This window comes from Candidatus Marivariicella framensis (genome assembly GCF_982709265.1).
On the sequence record NZ_CEXPNT010000009.1, the window covers coordinates 1 to 19,406 of the forward strand.

The window sequence follows — 19,406 nt, forward strand, 5'->3', positions numbered from 1 at the left end:
GTTACAGATTTAGCTAAATTTCTTGGTTGATCTACATTGCATTTTCTTAATACAGCAATGTGATAGGACAACAACTGAAGAGGGATTATGCTAAATAGTGGAGAGAAAAATTCAGTTGATTCAGGAATTTCTATAAAATAATTTGCTAAACCTTTAACCACCTTATCTCCCTTTGTAATTATCGCAATTATTTTTCCTTTTCTTGATTTTATTTCTTGAATATTACTTACGATTTTATCATAATGACCTTTTTTAGTTGCTATTACAATTACAGGCATATCTTTATCAATTAAAGCAATTGGACCATGCTTCATTTCTGCTGCTGGATAACCTTCTGCATGTATATATGAAATCTCTTTAAGTTTCAAAGCTCCCTCCAAAGCAACTGGAAAGTTTAAGCCTCTTCCTAAATATAGACAGTTATTAGATTTGAAGAAAGTTTTTGCAATTTCAATTATAGATGAATCATCAATTAAAAATTCTTTTATTTTTTGAGGTACACTGCTTAATTCAAAATATAAAGCTCTCAATTCTGGATTACTCATTGTGCCTCTAATCTCAGCCATTTTAAGGGCTAATAAGCTCAGAACTGTAATTTGAGTTGTAAATGCTTTTGTAGATGCAACACCAATTTCTGGTCCAGCATGTGTATACATTCCGCTGTGAGTTTCTCTTGAAATACTACTTCCAACTACATTGCAAATCCCATAAATAAATGCCCCATTTTTTTTAGCAATTTTAATTGCAGCTAATGTATCTGCAGTTTCTCCAGATTGAGATATAGGAATTATAATATCATCTGAATAAATTATAGGTTCACGGTATCTAAATTCAGAGGCATATTCAACTTCTACCGGAATACGTGCAATAGTTTCAAGTAAATATTCTCCTACTAGCCCAGCATGCCATGAAGTTCCACACGCTACAATAGTAATCCTTCGGGCTTTTGAGAACTTAGCTTGATGCTCATTTAAACTTCCAACTTGAATCTTACCTTCATTTGCTAATAATCTTCCTCTAAGCGCATTATTGATAGCTTCGGGTTGCTCATTGATTTCTTTTAGCATAAAATGTTTGTATCCACCCTTTTGAATATTTTCTAAATTCCACTTTAATTGATCTATGTATGGATCTACAACTTGATCATTAGTAATATTAAAAATTTTAATAGGACTCTCTTTTTTGAGAATAGCCATTTCATAATCTTCTAGATAGATTACCTTCCTTGTGAATTCCAAAAAAGGAGTTGCATCAGATCCAACAAAGAACTCATTATTTCCAAGACCAATAGCCAAGGGGCTTCCTAGTCTGGCTGCAATAATTTCATTTGGTTTTTTTGAATCAAAAACAACAACTCCATAAGCACCAACAACTTGGTTGAGCGCAATCCTAAGAGCTTTACCAAGTTTTATCTGTTCTTTTTTTTGAATATCCTCAATAAGATTAACTAAAACTTCAGAATCAGTATCTGAATAGAATTTATATCCACGTTTAATTAATTCTTGCTTTAAAACATCATAGTTTTCAATTATTCCATTGTGAATTAGAGTTAATTCTCCTGAATTTGATTCATGTGGATGTGCATTAATGTTATTTGGCTCACCATGAGTTGCCCACCTTGTGTGCCCCATTCCAATGGTAGGACTTATGTCAGGTTTGTTTTGTAGTACTTTTTTGAGTTTAGAAACTTTACCTGCTGTTTTTGTTACTTCATTTATTTTTGAATTACTAATAAAAATACCAGCACTATCATAACCCCTATATTCTAACCTTTTTAGTCCTTCTAGTATTATAGGTAAAGGGTCCTTTGTTCCAATATAAGCAACAATTCCACACATTTTAATAACGTTTTACTAATTGTATTTGTTCTGTTTTAAATCCAATTTTGTGATAAAAGAGTTCATTTTTTTTATCTGAATTTAAAATGGTTTTGTATACTCCTTCTTTTTTAGCTAATTCAACTAAATGTTCTAATAATAATTTACCAACACCTCTTCCTTTATATGATTGAAGAACAGCAACATCTTCAATTAATCCTATTTTTCGATTAATCTTTTTAATAATATGAAGAGTTGCAGTTCCAATAACATTTCCTTCAATCTCACTAACAAAAGTTAAAATATTGGAATCCTCTAGATATTTATTGTTTGAAGGAGGGTTTGACGGAGAATCAAATGCACATTTAAGAATAGATATTATTTCAGGAACATCATTTTCTGAAGCTTGACGAATTTTTATATCCACTAGATGTTTATTTTCTTTTTTCTTAATTCAAAGTTTTTTCCTAAATACACTTTTCTTACCATTTCATCTTTTGCCAAATCTTCAGGAGTTCCCTCTTTCATTATATTCCCCTCAAACATTAAGTATGTTTTATCGGTTATAGCGAGTGTCTCTTGAACATTATGATCAGTAATTAATATTCCTATATTCTTGTTTTTTAAATGAGCAATTATTCTTTGAATGTCTTCAACAGCTATTGGATCAACTCCGGCAAATGGTTCGTCTAACAGAACAAATTTCGGATCTGTTGCAAGGGCTCTAGCAATTTCAGTTCTTCTTCTTTCACCACCTGAAAGAAGATCTCCTCTATTTTTTCTTATTTTAGTTAAACCAAATTCTTCCAAAAGAGATTCTGTTTTTTGGATTTGTTCTGTTTTACTGAGATTAGTCATCTGCAATACACTTAAAATGTTATTTTCTACACTTAACTTTCTAAAAACAGATGCCTCTTGAGCAAGGTATCCAATGCCATTTTGGGCTCTTTTATACATGGGAAACCTAGTGATTTTTTCATCATTTAAATATATATTCCCTGTATTTGGTTTAATAAGACCCACTATCATATAAAATGAAGTAGTTTTACCTGCGCCATTAGGACCAAGTAGGCCAACTATTTCTCCCTGCTTTACACTCAAAGAAATTCCTTTTACTACCTTTTTACCTCTATAAGATTTTTCAATATTTTCAGCCTTTAATTCCATTTAATTAGAGTTTGTTAAGTTCTTGCTTCTTGTATACCATTCTTGAGATTATGATGCTAACTTCATATAATATAAATAATGGAATACAAACTATGATTTGACTTGCGATGTCTGGGGGTGTTATAATTGCTGATAAACTTAGTAAAATAACTAATGCAAACTTTCTGTTTTTTTTTAAAAACATAGGACTAACAATTCCAATCCTAGTAAAGAAATATATAATTATTGGTAGCTCAAAAATCAATCCAGATGATAAAACAGAAGCCCTTAATAATCCAATATAGCTAGCCAAATCAAAATCATTAAAAACTTCAGTACTTACAGTGTAATTTCCAAGAAAATTTATTGACAGCGGAGTGATAATATAGTATCCGAATAGAACACCAATAAAAAATAAAGCTGATGCAACTAAAATAAACCCTTTAGCATTATTTCTTTCATTTTGATTAAGTCCTGGACTTATAAACTTCCAAACCTCATAAAGTACATATGGAAACGCTACTATAAACCCAGCCAAAATAGAAGTCCATAAGTGGGCGGAAAATTGACCTGCCATTGTTCTGCTCTGTATTCTAAATGGCATTTCTTGAACACAAAAACTATTTCCTTGGCCCAGTAGTTGGCTTATATCACAAAACCATTTGTAGGTAATAAAATCAGTGCTTTTTGGTCCAAATAAAAGAGTGTTAAATATAAAATCCTTGAACATAAAAGCAATTACTCCAAAGATAAGAATAGATAAAACAGATCTTATAAGGTGCCATCTTAATTCTTCAAGATGATCTAGAAATGACATTTGATTAGGATCTTTCATTAACTAATTCCTTCTTTTGTAAAATCCAAAATATTAATTATGCCAATGAAAATAGAATTCTCAGTAACAATTAAATGATTTATATTTTTATTATTCATTAATTTAATTGCATCTGTAGCTAATATATCATGTTTTATTTTTACTGGATTTTTAGTCATAATTTCTGATGCTATTAACTTATTAATGCTTTCGTAAGTTTCTAGCATTCTTCTAATATCACCATCAGTAATAATACCTATGATCTTGTTTTTGTTTACTACAGCAGTAGCTCCAAGTCTTTTGGATGTAATTTCAGTAATTACTTTCTTTACTGAATCCATTAAATCAACAACTGGAGGGGGGTGTGATGTGATCAAGTCTTTAGTAGTTTGAAATAACATTTTCCCTAAACTTCCGCCAGGATGATATTTAGCAAAATCTTTTGCTTCAAACTCATTCAATTCTAATAAACACATAGATAATGCATCTCCCATAGCTAATTGTACACTTGTGCTTGTAGTTGGTGCCAGGTTGTTTGGGCAAGCTTCTTTTTTAATTGGTGTTATAAGCTTTAGATCTGAATTTGTAGCTAAAAAGGATTTTGTGTCTGCAGTCATACCAATTAAAAGATTTTTTTCTTTTTTTAAAAATGGTATTAATGCTTTTATTTCAGGAGAATTCCCGCTTTTTGATATGCAAATTACGGAATCGTTTTTTTGAATTATTCCTAAATCACCATGAATTGCATCAGCAGCATGCATAAATACAGATGGAGTTCCAGTAGAATTCATGGTGGCAACTATCTTCATTCCAATAACACCACTTTTTCCGATTCCTGTAACTATTATTCTTCCTTTAGACTTGTTAAGACAATCAACAACTTTATAGAAGTTTTCATCTATCTGCATCACTAGGTTTTGAATTGCTTCAGCTTCAATTAGCAGAGTTGTCTTTCCTCTATGAATAATTTTTTCTTTTGACGTCAAACTGAATATGTTTTAAATTTTTGAAAAGAAAATTGTATATTTAATATTATTGCAAATGTAGCTATTTTATGATTAAGCACGATCTAGATGAAAGGAGAAGAGTTAGATAAAAAGTTAAAAAAATATTTTGGATTTTCGCAGTTTAAAGGTTTACAAAAGTCAGTAATTGAAAACCTTTTAGAGCAGAAAAATTCTTTTGTTTTAATGCCTACTGGAGGAGGTAAATCTTTATGTTATCAATTACCTGCCCTTCTAAATTCAGGAACAGCAATTGTTGTCTCTCCTTTAATTGCATTAATGAAAAATCAAGTTGATGCAATAAGAGGGATTTCATCAAATGATAGTATAGCTCATGTTTTAAATTCTTCATTAAGTAAACAAGCTGTTGAAGTAGTTAAAAAGGATGTCAAATCTGGGATTACTAAACTATTATATGTAGCTCCAGAATCATTAACTAAAACAAATACAATATCTTTCTTAAAACAAATTCAAATCTCATTTTTTGCTATAGATGAAGCACATTGTATTTCAGAATGGGGTCATGATTTTCGCCCAGATTATAGAAATTTAAGTAGCATTATTAATAAAATTAAAGAAAACTCTGCAATAATAGCTCTAACAGCAACTGCAACACCAAAAGTTCAGGAGGACATAATGAAGAACCTTAAGATTCAAGATGCTAAAGTTTTTAAAGCATCATTTAATAGGCCTAATCTTTTTTATGAAGTTAGATCAAAAACTGATCAGGTTGATCTTGATATAATTAGGTATATTAAAAAAAATGAAGGAAAATCAGGAATTATATACTGTTTATCAAGAAAAAGAGTTGAACAATTAGCTGAGATCCTACAAGTAAACAAGGTTAATGCACTTCCATACCATGCTGGGTTAGATTCTAAAACTAGAATAACAAATCAAGATAGATTTATATATGAAGATTGTGACGTGATTGTAGCCACAATTGCTTTTGGAATGGGAATCGACAAACCGGATGTTCGTTATGTAATTCATAATGATATTCCTAAGAGTTTGGAAAGCTATTACCAAGAAACTGGAAGAGCAGGAAGAGACGGGGGAGAGGGTCACTGTTTAGCTTTTTATGCTTATAAAGACATTGAAAAGCTTGAAAAATTCATGTCAGGAAAACCACTAGCAGAGCAGGAGATGGGTTTTGCTTTGCTGAATGAAATGGCGTCTTATGCTGAAACTTCAATTTCAAGAAGACAATTTATTCTTCATTATTTTGGTGAAGATTTTGATCCTTTAAATGGTGATGGAGCTGAAAATGACGATAATTCTAGAAATCCTAAACCTAAAAAGGAAGCTAAAAAAGAATTATCCTTATTGATTAATGTTGTTAAAGAAACAAAAGAAAAATACAAGCCAAAAGAGTTAGTGAAAGTATTGATGGGTAAGTCAAATGCATTAATTGTTTCACACAAAACTCATCAGAAAACTTTTTTTGGAAGCGGAACTTATAAAGATGAAGGATTTTGGATGTCTTTAATTCGTCAGGCTATTATTTCAAGCTTTTTAAAAAAAGAAATTGAAACATATGGTCTAATTAAAGTATCTGACAAAGGAGAAAAATATTTAATCTCACCATATAATTATATGATGACCTCTGATCATATCTATAACTCTGTTAGACCTATAAAATTTAATAATTCTACTGATCAAAATTTAGTTAATCTTTTAAAACAATTAAGGAAAAAAATAGCAAACGATAATAGTGTGCCTCCTTATGTAGTTTTTCAAGAAAATTCTTTAGAGGAAATGGCTTTAAAATATCCACTAGAAAGACATGAGCTAGTTAGTATTTCTGGGGTAGGAGAGGGTAAAGCAAAACGTTATGGGGATCCTTTTTTAAAACTAATTAATGATTATGTAAATGTAAATGATATTACAAGACCAGATGACTTGATCTTTAAAAGTACAGGCTCTAAATCATCTTTGAAACTTTATTTAATTCAAAACATTGATAAAAAACTTCCTTTAGATGACATAGCCTCAGGTAAAAAAATGAATTTAGATCAATTGATTGTTGAAATGGAAACAATTGTGAAATCAGGTACTAAGCTTAATATTAATTATTGGATCGATGAAATTTTAGATGAGGATTCTCAAGAAGAATTATATCAATATTTTATTGAAACTGAATCAGATAAAATTGAAAAAGCTCTAAATAATTTTGAAGATGATTATGAGGAGGATGAAATTAGATTGTATAGAATAAAGTTTTTATCTGAAGTAGCAAATTAAACAACTAATAACTTCTTATTAAGAATCCTATAGTTATATTTGCATTTTTAAAATAAATTAATAATATGAAAGACGGTTTATATGCAAAATTTGATACTTCAAAAGGCGATATTTTAGTTCAATTAACATATTTATTGACTCCAGGGACTGTTGGTAATTTCGTTGGATTGGCTGAGGGGGATATAAAAAATGACACAAAAGAAATTGGAAATCCATATTATGATGGACTGAAGTTTCACAGGGTGATACCAGATTTTATGATTCAAGGTGGTTGCCCTCAGGGTTCTGGTGTTGGTGGTCCTGGATATCAGTTTGATGATGAATTCATAGATGAATTAAGACATGACACTCCCGGTATATTATCTATGGCAAATTCAGGTCCTGGAACCAATGGAAGTCAATTTTTTATAACTCACATAGCTACAAATTGGCTTGATGGTAAACATACAGTTTTTGGAAAAGTTACTGATGGGCAAGATGTAGTTAATCAAATTAAACAAGATGATATTATAAATAAAATTGAAATTATAAGAGTTGGGAAAAATGCAAATAAATGGAATGCTTTCAAAGCTTTTGAAAGCTTTTTAGATAAAAAAAATGAAAGTAAAAAAATATTTAATGAAGACTTAAAAGAACAGCTTGGAAGTCACATTACAGGTATGGAGAAAACTTCTTCAGGTTTATATTATATAATAGATAAAGAGGGCAGCAATAAAAGGCCTAACAAAGGAGACACAGTGTCAGTTCATTACAAAGGAATGTTATTAGATGGAACTGTTTTTGATTCTTCTTATGAGAGAGATCAGCCTATTGAATTCCCCTTAGGTCTTGGACAAGTTATTCCAGGGTGGGATGAGGGCATCAGCCTTATTAGCGAAGGAGCTTCTGCAAAATTTGTTATACCTAGTAGTCTGGCTTATGGAAGTCAAGGAGCAGGAGGAGTAATTCCACCTGATGCTACCTTAATCTTTGAGGTTGAATTAATAAAAATCAAATAAAAACTATTGTGATTTCCAAAGTAAAAAATATAATAAATTATGAAGATTTTGATTCGATAGATATTAGAATCGGAACTATAATAAGTGCTGTTCATTTTAAAAATGCAATAAAACCAGCGTATCAACTATTAATTGATTTTGGTTCATTAGGAGAATTAAAATCTTCAGCCCAAATCACAGAACTTTATTTACCTGAAAAATTGATAGGTAAACAAATTGTCGCTGCTATTAATATAGGTCAAATAAAAATTTCAAATTTTATAAGTCAATGCCTGGTGTTGGGTGTGTCTAGTAGTAAAGGAGTATCACTTTTAGAGCCCAATCTAAAAATTCAAAATGGAAGTTTAGTTGTTTAGTTTGGTTAGCTATTTAAAATTTCTCTAACTAGAAAATCTCCAACTTCAGATGTCTTAAATGACTTTTTACCATTTGATAAATCCTCAGTTACTATTTCTTTATTTAAAGAGGTATTCACAGCACTTCTAATCAACTTGCCTTCGTCGAACAAATTAAAACTCATTTCAAACATCATAGCTGCTGAAAGAATAGTTGCAATTGGGTTTGCTATATTTTTTCCAGTTGCTTGTGGATATGAACCATGGATTGGCTCGTATAATGCGTTACCGTTCCCAATAGAAGCTGAAGGCATTAACCCCATGGATCCAGATATAACTGAAGCTTCATCAGTTAAAATATCACCAAACAAATTTTCTGTAATCAAAACATCATAAGTATTAGGCCATTGAACTAACCTCATAGCAACAGCATCTACCAATTCATAAGAAACTTCTATCTCAGGATATTCTTTTTCTAGATTTTGAACAGTCTCTCTCCATAGCCTCGAGCTTTCCATCACGTTTGCTTTATCTACACAACATAAACGTTTTGATCTTGTCATAGCTAACTCAAAACCCTTTCTAGCTAGACGTGTGATTTCATCTCTACTATAAGTGCAAGTATCATAGGCAATATTCCCATCATTACTTCGACCTTTTTTCCCAAAATAAATACCTCCTGTTAATTCACGTAAAAAAACTAAATCAGTACCTTCAATCCTTTCTCTTTTTAAGGGTGATTTGTCAATTAATGAAGGAAAAGTAAATGTAGGTCTGACATTTGCATATAAACCTAATTTTTTTCTCATTCTTAAAAGCCCTTCTTCAGGTCTAATTTTTGCAGAAGGATCATTGTCAAATCTAGGAAGTCCTATAGCTCCAAAAAGTACCGCATCTGAGGTTAAGCATATATTATGAGTGCTTTCGGGATAAGGATCTCCTACTGAATCAATTGCAGCAGCTCCTGTTAATGCAGGTTTCCAGGTTATTTCATGAAAAAACTTTTGAGCTATAGCATTTGATACTTTTACTGCTTCATTAATTACTTCTGGTCCAATTCCATCACCAGCTAAAAGAGCAATTTCTAACTTCATTTAATTAATTTAAGGTGTTTAACATTTTTTCAGTAGCAATTATTGCCGAAACTGTCTGATCTGAATCAAGCCCACGAGTAATAAATTCTTTTTTATCATCATTTTTCCATGTTATACTTGTTTCGCAAAGAGCATCTGAATTACTTCCAGGTGGGATGTGAACAGCATAATCAATTAGTTTCGGTAAAATAAGTTTTTTTCGTTTGTAAATTCTTTGAATTGCTTTCATAAAAGCATCAAACTGTCCATCGCCAGAAGCATTTTCTTCAAATATTTTCCCATCAATTTCTAGAGAAACAGAAGTGCTTGGGTTTAAGTCCTTAGTATGAGTGAGTGCATATGATTTTACGAAAACTTTTTTTTGTATATTCTTACTGTCCAAAACATCTGATATTATATAGGGAAGATCATCTGCAGTTACTTTTTGTTTTTTATCTCCAAGTTCTATAATTCGTTTTGTAACTTTTTTTATATCACTATCATTTAGTGTAAGTCCAAGTTCCTGAAGGTTTTTAAGAATATTGGCTTTTCCAGATGTTTTACCTAATGCATACGATCGCTTTCTTCCAAAACGTTCAGGGAGTAAATCATTATAATATAAATTATTTTTACTGTCACCGTCAGCATGAATTCCAGCAGTTTGAGTAAAAACATTAGCTCCAACAATAGGTTTGTTTACAGGTATTCTGAATCCTGTAAAAGTTGATACTATCTGACTAACTTTATATAAAGACTTCTCTCTAATATTTGATTTTACCTCAGGTATAAAATCATTAAGAACTGAAATAACACTTGCTAATGGTGCATTTCCCGCTCTTTCACCCATTCCGTTGACTGTTAAGTGTAGCCCGTGAACTCCTGACTTAACCGCCTCCATAGTGTTTGCTACGCTTAAATCATAATCATTATGACCATGAAAGTCAAAGTGTTGTTTTGGATATCGTTTTATTATTTTGGATATATATTTTTTAGTTTCTGTTGGAGTTAAGATGCCGAGTGTGTCTGGAAGTAAAATTCTTTTTATAGGTTGAGTGGCTAAAAAATCTAGAAAATCAAAAACATATTCAAAGGAGTTTCTCATACCGTTGCTCCAGTCTTCCAAATATACATTTGTTACAATACTATTTTTTTTTGCATCAATTAAATTTTTTTCTATATTTTTAAAATGCTCTTCTGGTGATGATTTTAATTGGTGTTTTAAGTGATTTAATGAACCTTTAGCTAATAGGTTTTGAACTTTAGCGCCAGAACTCACTAGCCATTCTAAGGAAATACCGTTATCAATAAAAGTAAGTATTTCAATTTTATCTTGATATCCGTTTTCCTTAGACCAGTCATTTATTTGTTTAACAGCATCAAGCTCTCCTTTTGAAACTCGAGCTGATGCAACCTCGATTCTATCTACCTTTAATTCATTTAAAAGTAACTTTGATAAAGCAAGTTTTTCTGAAGGAGAAAAAGAAATCCCTGATGTTTGTTCCCCATCACGAAGTGTGGTGTCCATAATTTCAATATTTCGAATCTTATTTAATTTCAAAATAAATTTTTAAAGTGGAGTATTTTTGGCAAAAATACTAATTTGCTCTTTTATGTTAATTAAGTAATCTATATCATCGAAGCCATTCAACATGTTGTTTTTTTTGTAGGGATTGATTTCAAAAAACTCAGAGACTCTAGATTTAATAATTGATATTTTTTGTTCTAAAAGATTAATCTCTAATAATGTTTTTGGATCATTTTCTATCTCTTTAAAAATAATAGACAAGAAATCATCTGATACTTGGACGGGGAGAATACCGATATTTAAGCAGTTATTTCTAAAAATATCAGCAAAAAAACTTGAAATCACACAACGAAAACCATAGTCGTAAATTGCCCAAGCAGCATGTTCTCTAGATGATCCAGATCCAAAATTTTTTCCTCCCACCAATATTTCACCACCATATATAGGGTTGTTTAAAATAAAATCCTTTTTTGGTGTGTTGTCTTGGTTATATTTCCAGTCTCTAAAAAGATTATCTCCAAAGCCAACTCTTTCTGTTGCCTTTAGAAATCGAGCAGGAATAATTTGATCAGTATCTACGTTTTCTATTTGAAGTGGAACCGCTTTACTGGTAAGTATTTTAAATTTTTCGTGTCCCATAATTAAAATAATGTTCTTGGATCGGTAACTTTTCCAGTTATTGCAGCAGCAGCAGCTACAATCGGACTAGCTAAAAGTGTTCGAGACCCTGGTCCTTGACGTCCTTCAAAATTTCTATTCGATGTACTGACAGCATATTTCCCAGCAGGAACCTTGTCGTCATTCATAGCCAAACAGGCAGAACATCCTGGTTCACGAAGTTTAAATCCTGATTTATTAAGAATATCTAAAATTCCTTCTTCTTTAATTGAATTTAACACTTTGTGAGACCCAGGGACAAGCCAGGCCGTTACGTTAGGAGCTTTTTTTCTACCTTTAATAACCTCAGCAAATGCTCTAAAGTCTTCAATCCTTCCGTTTGTACAACTTCCAAGAAAAACAAAATCAACTGGCTTTCCAATCATCCCTTCTCCTTCATTGTAACCCATATAATCTAAAGACTTTTGATAAGTAATTTCACCACCCTTAATAAAACTCGCTTTAGGTATTTCCTCTGTTATTGGTATTCCCATTCCTGGATTTGTTCCATATGTTATCATTGGTTCAATATCAACTGCATTAAAGTGATATTCTTTGTCAAAAACTGAGTCTTTTTCTGTATAAAGCGTTTGCCAATAGTCCATTGCTTTATCCCATGATTTATTTTTTGGAGTAAACTCTCTATTTTTGATGTAGTGAAAGGTTTTTTCGTCTGGAGCAATCATACCACCTCTAGCTCCCATTTCAATACTCAAATTACAAACAGTCATTCTTCCTTCCATAGACATTGAAGTGAAAACATTTCCAAAATACTCAACAAAATAACCTGTTGCACCTGAAGTAGTTAATTTTGAAATAATAAAAAGAGCTACATCTTTAGGCGTTACAGCTTTACCAAGATCTCCATTTATATTAATTCTCATTTTTTTTGGCTTCAGCTGCATTATACATTGAGTTGAAAGAACCATTTCAACTTCTGATGTTCCAATTCCAAAAGCAACAGCTCCAAAAGCTCCATGAGTTGATGTGTGTGAATCTCCACAAACTATTGTCGCTCCTGGAAGGGTAATTCCATATTCTGGACCTATCACATGAACAATACCATTTTTTTTGTGCCCTAATCCCCAAAATGAAATTTTATGTTTAATCGAATTTTCTTCTAAAGCTTTTAATTGATTAGCTGAAAGGGGATCTTGAACGGGAAGATGTTGATTAACTGTCGGTGTGTTGTGGTCTGCTGTAGCAAAAGTTTTATTAGGACATAAAACGGATACACCTCTTTTTTCAAGTCCTAAGAAGGCTACAGGGCTTGTAACTTCATGAATCATATGTCTGTCTATAAATAGAACATCAGGACCATTACTAACATGTTTGACTACATGAGAGTCCCATACTTTATCAAAAAGAGTTTTAGACATTAATTACAAATTAGATTTTTTAACGATTTCAGGTATATCTTTATCGCTAACTTCTTTGTTTTTATCTGCAAAAGTAAGAAACGTTTTATAAACTTTATCAAGTTGACGTTTGTCAAGATTTATACCAATTATTTTTGCTCTATAAGCTAAAGCTGCTCTTCCAGATCTTGCTGTGAGTAATATGGTTGATTCGTTTACTCCAACATCTTTAGGATCAATTATTTCATAAGTTTCCCTGTGTTTAATCACACCATCTTGATGAATTCCAGAGCTATGAGAAAAGGCGTTGGCTCCAACTATTGCCTTGTTTGGTTGAACAGGCATTGCCATGCTTTCGGAGACTAATTGGCTAATGCTATTTAGTAATTGACTGTTAATAGCAGTATCAATATTTAAATTTGGATGTTGTCGCATAATCATAACAACCTCCTCCAAGGATGTGTTTCCAGCTCTTTCACCAATCCCATTAATTGTACATTCAATTTGTCTTGCTCCGTTTAATGCTCCGGATATTGAGTTAGCAGTCGCTAACCCCAGATCGTTATGACAATGACAAGAAAGAGTTACTTTATCAACTCCAGATACATTTTCTTTTAAAAATTTAATTTTACTACCGTATTCTTCAGGCAAGCAATAACCTGTTGTGTCAGGAATATTAAGAACTGTTGCTCCAGCTTTTATAACAGCTTCACAAATTTTAGCTAAAAACTCGTTATCTGTTCTGCCTGCATCCTCAGCATAAAACTCTATGTCTTCTACTTTAGATTTTGCATAAGATACCGCTTCAGTGGCTCTAAGGATAATTTTATCCTTATCAGAATTAAACTTATACTTAATGTGCATGGGTGAAGTTCCTATTCCAGTGTGAATTCTGGGACGTTTTGCATATTTTAAAGCATCTGCAGCAATATCAATATCTTTTTTAACTGCCCTGGTTAGTCCACAAACAGTAGTGTTTTTAATAAGCTTACTTATTTCTACTACAGATTTAAAATCTCCTGGACTTGATATTGGAAAACCAGCTTCTATTACATCAACACCTAAAGCTTCAAGTTGCTCAGCTATAATCAACTTGTTTTTTGTGTCAAGTTTACATCCCGGCACCTGTTCTCCATCACGAAGTGTAGTATCAAAAATATGGACGATGTCTTTAGGCATTATTTAAAAATGATTTATCGTTTACGAAAATAAATTTTGTAAGTTTATATTATAAGAATTCAGTAAAATATTTACAATGCTCGAGTCATTTATTTAATACATAAATATATGATTTTCAGTAATTTAATTTTTTTTTTAATACAATGATGAAGGATCACAAAGAACACCTATTTATTTTAATTAAATCTTTAACAAAATCTGAAAAGAGACAGTTTAAGCTTTTTGTTAACAGAATGGGGTCTAACCTTGATTCAAAGTTTTTAAACTTATTTAATTTATTGGAAAAATCTGATAGTTATGATGAGAGATTGATTTTAAAAAAAGAAATTGTTACCAAGCAACAGCTCTCAAATTTAAAAGCACATTTATACAAACAAATTTTGATAAGCCTAAGGCTTAATCCTGCTAATAAAAACATTAGGTTACAAATTAGAGAGCAATTAGATTTTGCAACTATTTTGTATCAAAAAGGCCTATATAAGCAGAGCCTTAAACTATTGGAAAAATCCAAAAATATAGCGTTGTTAAATGAAGAAAAGTATACAGCATATGAAATAGTGGAGCTTGAAAAAGTAATAGAATCTCAATACATAACAAGAAGTCTTTCCAATAGGACTCAGGAATTAGTTTCTCAAGCAGATAGTTTAATATCTCAAAATGATTTAGCTAGTAAGTTGTCAAATCTTTCTCTTCAATTATATGAAAAATTAATTAAAACTGGTTATGCAAAAAGTGATGACGAATTCAGAAATATTACAAAATTTTTTTATGAAAGACTCCCAAAAATTGATTCAGATAATTTAGGGTTTAGAGAAAAACTTTGGTATTATAAAGCCCATGTTTGGTATAGTTTTTTAATTCAGGATTTTTTATCAAGTTATAAATACTCCCTTAAATGGGTTGATATGTTTGAAAAAGAAACAAAGATGATATCAATACATCCTGTTTTTTATTTAAAAGGAAATAATTATTTATTAGAGTCGTTGACTCTAATAAAATATCCTGAAAAGTTCAAACTAACTCTCAATAAAATGATTAATCAAACAAAAGGTGTTGAGTTTCCTGAAAATGAAAACCTTCACACTTTGATTTTTCTTTACAAATACAATAATTTATTTAATCATTATAATTTTCAAGGAGATTTTGATAGTGCAAAAAATATAGTTCCTGAGGTTTTATTGGGAATTAAAGACTTTAAAACTCAAATTGATTCTCACCACATAATGGTGTTTTATTATAAAATTGCATGTTCATATTTTGGTTTAAATGATTATGAGAACTGTATTTTGTATTTAAATCGTATTATATCAAACAAGCACTTAAAAATGCGCGAAGATTTATTATGCTTCACTAGGGTGCTTAATTTAGTAGCTCACTATGAAGCAGGGTTTGACTATCATTTAGATGTACATTTAAGAGAAACTTATAAGTTTCTTATTAAAATGAATGACTTGCATGAAGTTCAAAAAGCAATGATTCGGTTTGTTAAAAAACTAGGAGATATTTATCCTCAAGATCTTAAACAAGCTTTCATAGATTTACACAAAGAGTTAAAACAACATGAAGAAGATCGATATGAGAGAAGATCATTTTTATATTTAGACATTCTGTCATGGCTAGAAAGCAATATTGATAACAGACCAATTGGAGAAATTATTAGAGAAAAAGCCAAACAGTTTAATCGCAAAGAAAAGAGTTCCAGGGCTCTCTTCTAGGTAACGGAGCTTTAATGTTTATATTTTTTTTTGTCACAGGATGATTAAAAATAACTTGATAAGCATGAAGATCTATGCTTCCATCTTTGTTACTTCTTTTGCTTCCATATTTTAAATCTCCTTTAATAATGAAACCTATTTCTGAAAGCTGAGCTCTAATTTGATGATGCCTTCCTGTCTCTAAAATAACTTCTAATAGTAAATAGTTTTTTAATTCTTTAATTAACTGATATTCAAGTTTTGCAACTTTGCTTCCTGGCACTTTATTAGAGTGAATATATGACTTATTTTGTTTAGAATTTTTAATTATCCAATTCTCTAGTTTCCCAGATTTAATCTCAGTATTCTTTTGTGTGATAGCCCAATACTTCTTATCAATCTTTCTTTCTTTGAATTGTTGATTAAGTCTTGTTAGAGCTTTTGAAGTTTTTGCAAAAATAACAACTCCACTTGTTGGTCTGTCAAGTCGATGGATTACACCTAAGTATGCATCTCCTGGTTTATTGTATTTATTTTTTAAAAACTCTTTTATATGATCAACAAGAGTTTTGTCACCAGTTTTATCTCCCTGAACAAGAGCCCCAGGATTTTTGTTAACAATAATCAAATGATTATCTTCAAATAAAACATCTATTGGATTAAAACTCACCTTTTAATATTGCTCATCTTTACTTGGGAAATGACCTGATTTAACGTCGGTTGAATAAGATTTTATTGCAGATGATATTTTGTTATCTAGATCCAAATATCTTCTAAGAAACCTTGGACTAAATTCTTTAGTCATTCCCAACATATCATGCAAGACTAATACTTGTCCGTCAACTTTATTTCCCGCACCAATTCCAATAATTGGAGTTAAAATATTTTTAGCAACTTTTTCAGCCAACCCTGATGGAATTTTTTCTAAAACAATACCAAAGCAGCCAAGATCTTCTAAAAGCTTAGCGTCTTCCATTAACTCTTTGGCTTCTTTTTCTTCTTTTGCTCTAACTGAATATGTACCAAACTTATATATTGATTGGGGTGTTAATCCCAGATGACCCATAACAGGTATGCCGGCTTGAAGTATCCTTTCAATAGAATCTTTTGCCAATTTACCTCCTTCAAGTTTAACTGCATGCGCACCTGATTCTTTCATTATTTTTATAGCCGAGCGAAGAGCTTCTTTTGAATCTGCTTGATAAGTTCCGAAAGGCAGGTCAACAATAACAAGTGCTCTTTTACAACCTCTAACTACAGATGCTGCATGATAAATCATTTGATCTAGAGTTATTGGTAGTGTTGTTTCATGGCCAGCCATAACATTAGATGCAGAATCACCTACTAAAATAATATCTATTCCAGCTCTGTCAATAATACCCGCTAATGTAAAATCATAAGCTGTTAACATAGCAATTTTTTCACCATTTCGTTTCATTTCTGAAAGGCTATTTGTTGTTACACGTGAATATTGTTTTTTTGATATTGACATTTTTATTATTTACAAGTAAAATTAAGATCTTTTTTATAAAATATTGTTTTCTAAACGTAAACCTTTATAAATGACAAGATGTCACATAATTTTTATTGGCATAGAGCTTGAATAGATAATGTAAATAATAAAAAATATTTAAATGAGTAAAATTATAGGAATTGATTTGGGAACAACTAACTCTTGTGTATCTGTAATGGAAGGAAACGAGCCTGTAGTAATTCCAAATGCTGAAGGAAAACGAACTACACCCTCTGTCATTGCTTTTGTTGAAGGTGGTGAAATCAAAGTAGGTGACCCTGCAAAAAGACAAGCAGTTACAAACCCAACAAAAACTATCTCATCTATCAAACGTTTCATGGGTAATAAATTCTCTGAATCTAAAAATGATTTAAGTACTACTGCATACAAAGTTGTTAAGGGTGATAATGATACGCCAAGAGTTGATATTGATGGAAGGTTGTATACCCCACAAGAACTTTCAGCAATGACTCTACAAAAAATGAAAAAAACAGCTGAAGATTACTTAGGGCAAAGTGTTTCGGAGGCTGTTATTACAGTTCCTGCATATTTTAATGATGCACAAAGACAAGCAACAAAAGAAGCAGGAGAGATAGCTGGCCTGAAAGTTCAGCGTATTATTAATGAACCAACTGCCGCCGCCCTAGCATATGGTTTAGATAAAAAAGGTTCTGACAGAAAAATCGCAGTATATGATCTAGGAGGTGGTACTTTTGATATTTCAATTTTGGAGCTTGGAGATGGAGTTTTTGAAGTGTTATCTACTAACGGAGACACTCACTTAGGTGGGGACGATTTTGATCAGGTGATTATTAATTTTTTGGCAGATGATTTTATGTCCGCAGAGAAAATAGATCTCCGCAAAGATCCTATGGCACTTCAACGCTTAAAGGAAGCAGCTGAAAAAGCAAAAATAGAGCTGTCATCTTCAACTCAAACAGAAATCAATTTACCATACGTAACTGCTACTGATAGTGGGCCAAAGCACTTAGTGACAAGTTTAACAAGGGCTAAATTTCAGCAATTATCTGATAAATTAGTTAAACGTTCAATGAGTCCAGTAAAAAAAGCATTAGACGATGCCGGTTTATCTAAATCGGATATAGATGAAATTATATTAGTTGGTGGTTCAACTCGAATTCCTATAATTCAAGAAGAAGTAGAAAGGTTCTTTGGCAAAAAGCCATCTAAAGGAGTGAATGCAGATGAAGTAGTAGCTGTCGGTGCTGCAATTCAAGGAGGGGTTCTGACAGGTGATGTTAAAGATGTACTTTTATTAGATGTAACGCCTCTTTCCCTTGGTATAGAAACTATGGGAAGCGTTATGACCAAATTAATAGAATCTAACACAACTATTCCAAGTAAAAAATCTCAAGTCTTTTCAACAGCTGCTGACAATCAGCCTTCAGTTGAAATTCATGTACTTCAAGGTGAAAGATCTATGGCTTCAGATAACAAAACTATTGGTCGTTTTCATTTAGATGGAATTCCACCAGCACCTCGTGGAACTCCTCAAATTGAAGTAACATTTGATATAGATGCTAATGGAATCATAAAGGTTAGCGCTCAAGACAAAGCTTCTGGTAAAAGTCAGGATATTAGAATTGAGGCATCTTCAGGTCTGACTGAAGAAGAAATTGAAAAAATGAAGCAAGAAGCCGAGGTTAATGCTGAATCTGATAAAAAAGCAAAAGAGCAAGTTGATAAAATGAATAGTGCGGATCAACTAATTTTTCAAACAGAAAAACAACTTTCAGAGTTTGGTGATAAAATATCAGATGATAAAAAGAAACCAGTTGAAAGTGCCCTTTCAGATCTTAAAAAAGCATATGAAACTAAAGATTTAAAATTAATTGAACCAGAGCTTGATAAACTAAATGATGCTTGGAAAAATGCATCAGAAGAAATGTATAAAGCTCAAGCTGAATCAGCTCAAAAAGATGGAGGGGCTTCTTCTGAATCTAATCCTAAATCTAATTCTAAACCTGATTCAAGTTCTGGAGGAGATGACGTTCAGGATGTTGATTTCGAAGAGGTTAAGTAATACTT

17 protein-coding genes are annotated in these 19,406 nt (G+C 31.6%); 5 read left to right on the plus strand and 12 right to left on the minus strand.

Annotated elements, in window-relative coordinates:
- From glmS to AC34EU_RS04490, 5 genes are all read right to left on the minus strand, one after another.
- The coding region (gene glmS / locus AC34EU_RS04470) for a glutamine--fructose-6-phosphate transaminase (isomerizing) (RefSeq protein ID WP_489666824.1) at window positions 1-1,838 on the minus strand (1,838 nt) is incomplete at its 3' end.
- 1 nt (window position 1,839) lies between these two features.
- Window positions 1,840-2,244, minus strand: coding sequence for a GNAT family N-acetyltransferase (locus tag AC34EU_RS04475; RefSeq protein ID WP_487533974.1), 405 nt, complete (start codon window positions 2,242-2,244; stop codon window positions 1,840-1,842).
- The gene (gene lptB / locus AC34EU_RS04480) at window positions 2,244-2,984 is read right to left on the minus strand and encodes an LPS export ABC transporter ATP-binding protein (RefSeq protein WP_487533973.1); all 741 of its coding nucleotides are present in this window, start codon (window positions 2,982-2,984) and stop codon (window positions 2,244-2,246) included. The genes AC34EU_RS04475 and lptB overlap by 1 nt, the downstream gene beginning before the upstream one ends.
- A gap of 4 nt (window positions 2,985-2,988) precedes the next feature.
- Window positions 2,989-3,798: a twin-arginine translocase subunit TatC gene (gene tatC / locus AC34EU_RS04485; RefSeq protein WP_487533972.1), complete on the minus strand. Its 810-nt coding sequence runs from the start codon at window positions 3,796-3,798 to the stop codon at window positions 2,989-2,991.
- Window positions 3,798-4,763 carry a KpsF/GutQ family sugar-phosphate isomerase gene (locus AC34EU_RS04490; RefSeq protein WP_487533971.1) on the minus strand — a complete coding sequence of 322 codons (966 nt, stop codon included), beginning with the start codon at window positions 4,761-4,763 and terminating at the stop codon, window positions 3,798-3,800. Before AC34EU_RS04490 ends, tatC begins: the two co-directional genes overlap by 1 nt.
- A gap of 87 nt (window positions 4,764-4,850) precedes the next feature.
- Here AC34EU_RS04490 and AC34EU_RS04495 point away from each other — a divergent pair, with 87 nt between their 5' ends.
- The 3 genes from AC34EU_RS04495 (at window position 4,851) to AC34EU_RS04505 (ending at window position 8,379) form a co-directional block, all read left to right on the plus strand.
- Window positions 4,851-7,025, plus strand: a complete 2,175-nt coding sequence (locus tag AC34EU_RS04495) for a RecQ family ATP-dependent DNA helicase (protein ID WP_487533970.1) — start codon at window positions 4,851-4,853, stop codon at window positions 7,023-7,025.
- A gap of 65 nt (window positions 7,026-7,090) precedes the next feature.
- Window positions 7,091-8,023 (plus strand): peptidylprolyl isomerase, encoded by a 933-nt coding sequence (locus tag AC34EU_RS04500; RefSeq protein ID WP_487533969.1) that lies wholly within the window; start codon window positions 7,091-7,093, stop codon window positions 8,021-8,023.
- Window positions 8,024-8,031: 8 nt separating this feature from the next.
- Window positions 8,032-8,379, plus strand: coding sequence for a tRNA-binding protein (locus AC34EU_RS04505; protein WP_487533968.1), 348 nt, complete (start codon window positions 8,032-8,034; stop codon window positions 8,377-8,379).
- A gap of 5 nt (window positions 8,380-8,384) precedes the next feature.
- Here the strand turns inward: AC34EU_RS04505 and leuB are convergent, their stop codons facing one another.
- From leuB to AC34EU_RS04530, 5 genes are read right to left on the minus strand one after another with little or no spacing between them, the layout of a single operon-like run.
- Window positions 8,385-9,452, minus strand: a complete 1,068-nt coding sequence (leuB, locus tag AC34EU_RS04510) for a 3-isopropylmalate dehydrogenase (protein ID WP_487533967.1) — start codon at window positions 9,450-9,452, stop codon at window positions 8,385-8,387.
- 4 nt (window positions 9,453-9,456) lie between these two features.
- Window positions 9,457-10,956 (minus strand): alpha-isopropylmalate synthase regulatory domain-containing protein, encoded by a 1,500-nt coding sequence (locus AC34EU_RS04515; RefSeq protein ID WP_487533978.1) that lies wholly within the window; start codon window positions 10,954-10,956, stop codon window positions 9,457-9,459.
- A gap of 42 nt (window positions 10,957-10,998) precedes the next feature.
- Window positions 10,999-11,595 carry a 3-isopropylmalate dehydratase small subunit gene (gene leuD / locus AC34EU_RS04520; RefSeq protein ID WP_487533966.1) on the minus strand — a complete coding sequence of 199 codons (597 nt, stop codon included), beginning with the start codon at window positions 11,593-11,595 and terminating at the stop codon, window positions 10,999-11,001.
- Window positions 11,596-11,597: 2 nt separating this feature from the next.
- Window positions 11,598-12,992: a 3-isopropylmalate dehydratase large subunit gene (leuC, locus tag AC34EU_RS04525; RefSeq protein ID WP_487533965.1), complete on the minus strand. Its 1,395-nt coding sequence runs from the start codon at window positions 12,990-12,992 to the stop codon at window positions 11,598-11,600.
- Between the two features lie 3 nt (window positions 12,993-12,995).
- Complete coding sequence (locus tag AC34EU_RS04530; RefSeq protein ID WP_487533964.1) at window positions 12,996-14,150, minus strand: 2-isopropylmalate synthase; 1,155 nt, start codon at window positions 14,148-14,150, stop codon at window positions 12,996-12,998.
- Window positions 14,151-14,293: 143 nt separating this feature from the next.
- Here AC34EU_RS04530 and AC34EU_RS04535 point away from each other — a divergent pair, with 143 nt between their 5' ends.
- A complete protein-coding gene (locus AC34EU_RS04535; RefSeq protein WP_487533963.1) occupies window positions 14,294-15,865 on the plus strand; it encodes a hypothetical protein in 1,572 nt (523 codons plus the stop codon).
- On the opposite strand, the gene AC34EU_RS04540 is transcribed toward AC34EU_RS04535, so the two are convergent.
- Both AC34EU_RS04540 and panB read right to left on the minus strand, forming a co-directional pair.
- Window positions 15,828-16,514, minus strand: coding sequence for an RluA family pseudouridine synthase (locus tag AC34EU_RS04540; protein WP_487533962.1), 687 nt, complete (start codon window positions 16,512-16,514; stop codon window positions 15,828-15,830). The two genes, AC34EU_RS04535 and AC34EU_RS04540, sit on opposite strands and share 38 nt — an antisense overlap.
- A gap of 3 nt (window positions 16,515-16,517) precedes the next feature.
- The gene (panB, locus tag AC34EU_RS04545) at window positions 16,518-17,336 is read right to left on the minus strand and encodes a 3-methyl-2-oxobutanoate hydroxymethyltransferase (RefSeq protein ID WP_487533961.1); all 819 of its coding nucleotides are present in this window, start codon (window positions 17,334-17,336) and stop codon (window positions 16,518-16,520) included.
- Between the two features lie 142 nt (window positions 17,337-17,478).
- Between panB and dnaK the strand changes: the two genes are divergently transcribed.
- Window positions 17,479-19,401, plus strand: a complete 1,923-nt coding sequence (dnaK, locus tag AC34EU_RS04550) for a molecular chaperone DnaK (protein WP_487533960.1) — start codon at window positions 17,479-17,481, stop codon at window positions 19,399-19,401.
- The last annotated feature ends 5 nt before the right edge of the window (window positions 19,402-19,406 follow it).

What these genes read in the sequence shown, in the direction of transcription:
- lptB (WP_487533973.1), bottom strand. Translation starts at nt 2,984, where the DNA reads ATGGAATTAAAGGCTGAAAATATTGAAAAATCTTATAGAGGTAAAAAG.
- tatC (WP_487533972.1), bottom strand. Translation starts at nt 3,798, where the DNA reads ATGAAAGATCCTAATCAAATGTCATTTCTAGATCATCTTGAAGAATTA.
- AC34EU_RS04495 (WP_487533970.1), top strand. Translation starts at nt 4,851, where the DNA reads ATGAAAGGAGAAGAGTTAGATAAAAAGTTAAAAAAATATTTTGGATTT.
- AC34EU_RS04500 (WP_487533969.1), top strand. Translation starts at nt 7,091, where the DNA reads ATGAAAGACGGTTTATATGCAAAATTTGATACTTCAAAAGGCGATATT.
- leuB (WP_487533967.1), bottom strand. Translation starts at nt 9,452, where the DNA reads ATGAAGTTAGAAATTGCTCTTTTAGCTGGTGATGGAATTGGACCAGAA.
- AC34EU_RS04515 (WP_487533978.1), bottom strand. Translation starts at nt 10,956, where the DNA reads ATGGACACCACACTTCGTGATGGGGAACAAACATCAGGGATTTCTTTT.
- leuD (WP_487533966.1), bottom strand. Translation starts at nt 11,595, where the DNA reads ATGGGACACGAAAAATTTAAAATACTTACCAGTAAAGCGGTTCCACTT.
- leuC (WP_487533965.1), bottom strand. Translation starts at nt 12,992, where the DNA reads ATGTCTAAAACTCTTTTTGATAAAGTATGGGACTCTCATGTAGTCAAA.
- AC34EU_RS04530 (WP_487533964.1), bottom strand. Translation starts at nt 14,150, where the DNA reads ATGCCTAAAGACATCGTCCATATTTTTGATACTACACTTCGTGATGGA.
- AC34EU_RS04535 (WP_487533963.1), top strand. Translation starts at nt 14,294, where the DNA reads ATGATGAAGGATCACAAAGAACACCTATTTATTTTAATTAAATCTTTA.
- panB (WP_487533961.1), bottom strand. Translation starts at nt 17,336, where the DNA reads ATGTCAATATCAAAAAAACAATATTCACGTGTAACAACAAATAGCCTT.
- dnaK (WP_487533960.1), top strand. Translation starts at nt 17,479, where the DNA reads ATGAGTAAAATTATAGGAATTGATTTGGGAACAACTAACTCTTGTGTA.